Annotated in this window: 8 protein-coding genes; all 8 read left to right on the forward strand. The window is 72.8% G+C overall.

The features are described from left to right. Nucleotides 1-176: 176 nt before the first annotated feature. Nucleotides 177-491: a 50S ribosomal protein L21 gene (gene rplU / locus ACTIR_RS0118025; protein ID WP_007025919.1), complete on the forward strand. Its 315-nt coding sequence runs from the start codon at nt 177-179 to the stop codon at nt 489-491. A 15-nt stretch (nt 492-506) separates the two neighbouring features. Beyond that, complete coding sequence (gene rpmA / locus ACTIR_RS0118030) at nt 507-764, forward strand: 50S ribosomal protein L27 (RefSeq protein ID WP_007025920.1); 258 nt, start codon at nt 507-509, stop codon at nt 762-764. A gap of 165 nt (nt 765-929) precedes the next feature. After that, nucleotides 930-2,423, forward strand: a complete 1,494-nt coding sequence (gene obgE / locus ACTIR_RS0118035; protein WP_026455329.1) for a GTPase ObgE — start codon at nt 930-932, stop codon at nt 2,421-2,423. Beyond that, a complete protein-coding gene (gene proB / locus ACTIR_RS0118040; protein ID WP_026455330.1) occupies nt 2,416-3,525 on the forward strand; it encodes a glutamate 5-kinase in 1,110 nt (369 codons plus the stop codon). The genes obgE and proB overlap by 8 nt, the downstream gene beginning before the upstream one ends. Nucleotides 3,526-3,597: 72 nt before the next feature. Next, on the forward strand, nt 3,598-4,218 hold the full coding sequence (gene nadD / locus ACTIR_RS0118045) for a nicotinate-nucleotide adenylyltransferase (RefSeq protein WP_026455331.1): 621 nt from the start codon (nt 3,598-3,600) through the stop codon (nt 4,216-4,218). Between the two features lie 123 nt (nt 4,219-4,341). After that, nucleotides 4,342-4,821 (forward strand): ribosome silencing factor, encoded by a 480-nt coding sequence (gene rsfS / locus ACTIR_RS0118050; protein ID WP_026455332.1) that lies wholly within the window; start codon nt 4,342-4,344, stop codon nt 4,819-4,821. Next, nucleotides 4,818-5,429, forward strand: a complete 612-nt coding sequence (locus tag ACTIR_RS0118055; RefSeq protein WP_026455333.1) for a histidine phosphatase family protein — start codon at nt 4,818-4,820, stop codon at nt 5,427-5,429. The genes rsfS and ACTIR_RS0118055 overlap by 4 nt, the downstream gene beginning before the upstream one ends. Next, nucleotides 5,426-6,165: diglucosylglycerate octanoyltransferase (octT, locus tag ACTIR_RS24135; protein ID WP_065388607.1), on the forward strand; the 740-nt coding region annotated here is incomplete at its 3' end. The genes ACTIR_RS0118055 and octT, both read left to right, overlap by 4 nt.

Raw genomic sequence — 6,165 nt, forward strand, 5'->3', positions numbered from 1 at the left:
GGCGGCCCCGCCGCGCGGCGGGCCGCCCCGCGGGCCCGCCCGTGCACGCACAGGAGAACGGGTGAGGCGTACCCCGGTGCAGGACGTCCGGGAATGAGTCAGTACCCTGAAGGACGGCCCGCGAGCAGGGCGGGTCGTCGAGCCCCAACCAGCAGTCGAGCAATCAGGAGACTTCCGTGTCGGCGTATGCAGTCGTCAAGACCGGCGGCAAGCAGTACAAGGTCGCCGTCGGCGATGTCGTCGAGGTCGAGAAGCTCGACGGCGAGCCGGGCACCGAGCACACCCTTCCCGCCGTGATGGTGGTCGACGACGGCACGGTCACGACCGGCGCCGACTCGCTGGCGAAGGTCTCGGTCTCGGGCAAGGTCGTCGAGCAGACCAAGGGCCCCAAGATCCGTATCCACAAGTTCAAGAACAAGACCGGGTACCACAAGCGGCAGGGACACCGTCAGAAGCTGACCCGCCTCGAGGTCACCGGCATCAACAAGTGAGGAACCTGACCAGCCATGTCAACGAAGAAGGGCACCGGCAGCTCGAAGAACGGCCGTGACTCCAACCCGAAGTACCTCGGTGTCAAGCGGTTCGGCGGTCAGGTCGTGAACGCGGGCGAGATCCTCGTCCGTCAGCGCGGTACCAAGTTTCATCCCGGCGTGAACGTCGGCCGTGGTGGCGACGACACGCTGTTCGCTCTCGCCGAAGGGTCGGTCCAGTTCGGCACGAAGCGTGGCCGCAAGACGGTCAACATCGTGCCGGCCGAGGCCTGACCGGCCCGGCCGGCACACCGAGTCAAAACGAGGGGCGGGCCCGGAACACATCCGGCCCCGTCCCTCGTTTTGCTGTGACGGGACGGTTCGCGGACAACCGCGGGCTCCCGACCGTCGAGTTCCACACCCCGCCCGCTCCGGGCGGCACCGGAGAAAGGCAACCGGATGGCATCCCGATTCGTCGATCGCGCGGTGATCCACGTGTCCGCGGGCAACGGCGGCAACGGGTGTGCCTCGGTGCACCGGGAGAAGTTCAAGCCGCTCGGCGGGCCGGACGGCGGCAACGGGGGCAACGGGGGCGACGTGGTGCTCGTCGTCGACCCGGGCGTGCACACGCTGCTCGACTTCCACTTCCGCCCGCACGCCACCGCGGGCAACGGCAAACAGGGCAAGGGCTCGCACCGCAACGGTGCCGCGGGGGAGCCGCTGGAGATGCGGGTCCCGGAGGGCACCGTGGTGCTCACCGAGGACGGCGAGGTGCTGGCGGACCTCGTCGGCGCGGGGACCCGGTTCGTCGCCGCACGCGGCGGACGCGGCGGTCTCGGGAACGCGGCACTCGCGTCCCGCTCCCGCAAGGCGCCCGGGTTCGCCCTGCTCGGCGAACCCGGCGAGACCCGGGATCTCGTGCTCGAACTGCGGTCGATGGCCGACGTGGGACTGGTCGGTTTCCCGTCGGCGGGCAAATCGTCGCTGATCTCCGCGCTGTCGGCGGCCAGACCGAAGATCGCCGACTACCCGTTCACCACGCTCACACCGAATCTCGGGGTGGTCGCCGCGGGCGAGACGGTGTTCACCATGGCCGACGTGCCGGGACTCATCCCGGGCGCGGGTGAGGGCCGCGGCCTCGGGCTGGACTTCCTGCGGCACATCGAACGCTGCGCGGTGCTGGTGCACGTGGTCGACTGCGCGACCTTCGAGCCCGGACGCGACCCGCTCTCCGACATCGACGCCCTGGAGGAGGAACTCGCCCGCTACACCCCCGCGCTCGGGGGCGAGCTCGCCGACCGGCCGCGGGTGGTGGTGCTGAACAAGGTGGACGTGCCGGACGCCGCCGAGCTCGCCGACCTCGTGCGGCCCGATCTCGAGGCCCGGGGGATGCGGGTGTTCGAGGTCTCCGCCGCGACCCGTGGGGGCCTGCGTGAACTGACCTTCGCCCTCGGCGAGATCGTCGAGCGGCACCGTGCGCAGCAGCCGCCGCCCACCCCGGAGAAGGTGGTCCTCACGCCGAAGGCGGTCGACGACGGCGGGTTCGTCGTGGAGCCCGACCGGGACGAACCGGGCGGCTTCGTGGTGCGCGGCGCCCGTCCCGAGCGCTGGATCCGGCAGACGAACTTCGACAACGACGAGGCCGTCGGGTACCTGGCCGACCGGCTGAACCGGCTGGGGGTCGAGGAGGAGCTGGCCCGGCAGGGGGCCGAACCGGGGAGCCCGGTCACCATCGGTGGGGTCACCTTCGACTGGGAGCCCACGACGCCCGGTGTGGTCGGCGCGCTCGCGGGCCGGGGTGGCGATCCCCGGCTGGAGACGACGCAGCGCACGACCGCGGCCGAGCGCAAACAGGCCCGGCAACGGCGTCGTGCGGGCGAGCCGGACGACGCCACGGAAGCCCCGGACACCGGAGCGCAGGAGGCTGCCGGGGACGGGGACGACGATGAGTGACGCCCGGAGCGCGGTCGCCCGCGCGGGGCGACTGGTGGTCAAGGTCGGTTCCTCGGCGCTGACCACCGCGGACGACGGGCTGGACGTGCGCCGCCTCGACGCGCTCGTCGACGCGGTCGCCGCGCGGGTGTCCGCGGGCACCGAACTGGTCCTCGTCTCCTCCGGGGCGATCGGCGCCGGACTCGCCCCGCTCACCCTGAGCACCCGCCCGAAGGACCTCGCCACCCAGCAGGCCGCGGCCAGTGTGGGGCAGCTCGCCCTCGCGCACGCCTACGCCGAGTCGTTTGCGCGGTACGGGCTCACGGTCGGTCAGGTACTGCTGACCTCGAACGACGTGGTCCGCCGTGCGCACTACCGCAATGCCGAGCGCACCTTCGCCCGGCTGCTGGCGCTGGGCGCGGTGCCGGTGGTGAACGAGAACGACACGGTCGCCACCGAGGAGATCCGGTTCGGCGACAACGACCGGCTCGCCGCGCTCGTGGCGCATCTGACCGGTGCGGACGGGCTCGTGCTGCTGTCCGATGTGGATGCCCTGTACGACGGGGACCCCCGGTCGGGGGGAACGCGGCGGATCGCCGAGGTGACGTCCGGATCGGACCTCGCCGGGCTGTCGGTGGGGATGTCCAGCTCGGGACTGGGCACCGGGGGCATGATGTCGAAGGTCGCCGCGGCCCGCACGGCCGCCGCGTCGGGCATCCCGGTGCTGATCGCCGCGGCCGGGGAGGCGAAACACGCCCTGGGTACCGCCGAGGTCGGTACGGTGTTCGCCCCGGCGGACACCCGGCTCTCCGCCCGGCGGTTCTGGCTCGGCTACGCGGCGGGGGCCCGCGGCCGGCTGCACCTCGACGACGGTGCGGTGGACGCCGTGGTGCGGAACCGGCGGTCGCTGCTCGCGGCGGGGGTCACCGGGATGGACGGTGACTTCGAGGCCGGGGACGTGGTCGACCTGGTCGACGCGGGCCAGGAGGTCGTGGCCCGTGGGGTCGTGGCGTTCGACGTCACCGAGCTGCCGGACCTGATCGGCCGTTCCACCCACGAGCTCCCCCCGGAGTACCGGCGCGAGGTCGTGCACGCCGACGACCTCGTCCCGCTCCGCCGCTGACCGCCGGTCCGTCCCGGTTCCGGCGGCCCTGTGTCCGGGGCCGGAGGGGGTGGACCTTTAGAGTGGGGTCCCATGTCCGCACGCCGTATCGGGGTCATGGGAGGCACGTTCGATCCGGTGCACCACGGCCACCTCGTCGCAGCCAGCGAGGTCCAGCACCGGTTCGGGCTGGACGAAGTGATCTTCGTGCCGACCGGCCAGCCGTGGCAGAAGGCCGAACGGACGGTGTCGAGGGCGGAGGACCGCTACCTCATGACCGTGATCGCCACGGCCTCGAACCCGAAGTTCTCCGTCAGCCGCGTCGACATCGACCGGGGTGGCCAGACCTACACCGTCGACACCCTGCGTGACCTGCGCGCCGAGTACCCCGACGACGAACTGTTCTTCATCACCGGGGCCGACGCGCTCGCGCAGATCCTGGGTTGGCGGGACGCCGACGAGCTGTTCACCCTGGCCCACTTCATCGGAGTCACCCGTCCGGGGTACCGGCTGCACGACCATCACCTCCCGGACGGCAAGGTCAGCCTCGTCGAGGTGACGGCGATGGCGATCTCCTCGACGGCGTGCCGGGACAAGGTCCACGACGGAGAGCCGATCTGGTATCTCATGCCGGACGGGGTGGTGCGCTACATCAACAAGCGACTCCTGTACCGGGCCGACCGCAGCACGTCGGTGGGCAGGCACCGGGAGTGAGCCTGCCCGTGCACCGGACGCGGCGGGGGTGCCGCCGTCGGCGCCGTGGGTGAGACCTGCGCCGCCCGCGGGCGCCTGCGGGTAGGCTTTCCCGACAGACGTTCGACCCCCCGAAGGAGCATCGTGTCAGCGACCGCCGAAGCCCGAGAACTCGCCACCGTGGCCGCGCACGCGGCGGCGGACAAGAAGGCGATCGACGTGGTCGTGCTCGACGTGTCGGACCGCCTCGTGATCACCGACGTGTTCGTGATCGCGTCGGCGCCGAACGAGCGGCAGGTCGGCGCGATCGTGGACAACATCGACGAGAAACTGCGCGCCGTCGGGCACAAGCCGGTACGCCGGGAGGGCGAGCGGGAGGGCCGCTGGGTGCTCATGGACTACGTGGACGTGGTCGTGCACATCCAGCACGCCGACGAGCGGTCCTTCTACGCGCTGGAGCGGCTCTGGAAGGACTGCCCGCGGGTCGAGGTGGACGGGCTCGAACAGCCGGAGGAGTCGCCCGACGGGGACGCCGCCGGGGACGGTGCCACCGGGCCGGACCCCGCCGGTGGGGCCGACACCGGCCGGGCGGCGGGGACGGAATCGGGGCCGGACACCCCGTGACCCTGCGGCGACTCGTCCTGTGGCGACACGGGGAGACCGACTACAACGCGGCCGGCCGGATGCAGGGCCAGCTCGATTCGGCGCTGACCGAGGTCGGGTGGAACCAGGCGCGGTTCGCGGCCCCGATGCTGGCGCGGTTCACTCCCGACCTGGTCATCGCCTCCGACCTGCGCCGGGCCACCGACACGGCGACCGTGCTCACCGAGGCGTTCGGGGTGCCGTTGCGGATCGACAAGCGGCTGCGGGAGACGCACCTGGGAGAGTGGCAGGGGCTGACCGCGGACGAGGTGGAGGCCCGCGCGCCGGGGGAGCGGGAGCGCTGGCGCCACGATGCGACCTGGGCGCCGCCCGGCGGGGAGTCCCGGGTCGAGGTGGCCGACCGGGCCCGGGAGGTGGTGGGCGACCTGCTGCGGGGCACCGAATCCGTCGGGACCGTGCTGCTCGCCGCGCACGGCGGGGTGATCCTGGCGCTCACCGCCCGGCTGCTGGGACTGCCGGTGTCGGTGTGGCCCGCCCTCGGCGGGATCTCGAACTGTCACTGGGTGGACCTCGCCCGCCGGGAGGAGGGGTGGCGGCTGTCCGCCTACAACGCCGGGATGACGGGATGAGCGTGCCGTCCGGGGTGTCCCGGATCCTGGTCTTCGGCGATTCGCTGAGCTTCCACGGGCCGGACGGGGCCCACGCGGCCGACGACCCGCGGTTGTGGCCGAACGTCACCGCCGGGGCGCTCGGCGGCCGTGCCGAGCTCGTCGCCGGGTTCGGCTGGTCCGCGCGGGACGTCTGGTGGGCGCTGACCGGCGACCCCCGGGTGTGGGCGGAGCTGCCGCACGCCGACGTCCTCGTGTTCGCCGTGGGGAGCATGGACACCCTGCCGTCGCCGCTGCCGACGTACCTGCGGACGGGGCTGCGCTATCTGCGCCCCGGGTCGTTGCGGCGCGCGGTGCGCGGGGCCTACCACGCTGCCCAACCGGTCCTGTCCACCGCGTTCCGCGGCAGGCCGCCGGTGCTGCCGGCCAGGCTCACGGTGCACTATCTCGACACCGCCGTCACGGCGGTGCGCGCGCTGCGGCCGTCGTTGCCGGTCCTCGGCTGGTTGCCGTCGGTGCACCGGGCGGCGTCCTACGGCCATGTCCACACGGAGCGGGCGCGGACGGCGCGGGAGCTGACCCGGTGGGCGCGCCGCGCGGAGGTGCCGCTGCTGGACCTGCCCACCGTGGTCGGTCCGCACGTGTGGGGCGGGCACGGCAACCCGGACGGCATGCACTGGGGCTGGGCGGGGCACACGGCGGTCGGCCACGCCATGGCGGAGTTGATCGCCGCGCGGGCCGGACGGGCCGCGGACGG

Source organism: Saccharomonospora iraqiensis subsp. iraqiensis, from assembly GCF_000430445.1.
Classification (GTDB): domain Bacteria; phylum Actinomycetota; class Actinomycetes; order Mycobacteriales; family Pseudonocardiaceae; genus Saccharomonospora; species Saccharomonospora iraqiensis.

Excerpts from the sequence above, each read along its gene's own strand:
- rpmA (WP_007025920.1), top strand. The coding sequence starts at position 507 with ATGTCAACGAAGAAGGGCACCGGCAGCTCGAAGAACGGCCGTGACTCC.
- obgE (WP_026455329.1), top strand. The coding sequence starts at position 930 with ATGGCATCCCGATTCGTCGATCGCGCGGTGATCCACGTGTCCGCGGGC.
- proB (WP_026455330.1), top strand. The coding sequence starts at position 2,416 with ATGAGTGACGCCCGGAGCGCGGTCGCCCGCGCGGGGCGACTGGTGGTC.
- nadD (WP_026455331.1), top strand. The coding sequence starts at position 3,598 with ATGTCCGCACGCCGTATCGGGGTCATGGGAGGCACGTTCGATCCGGTG.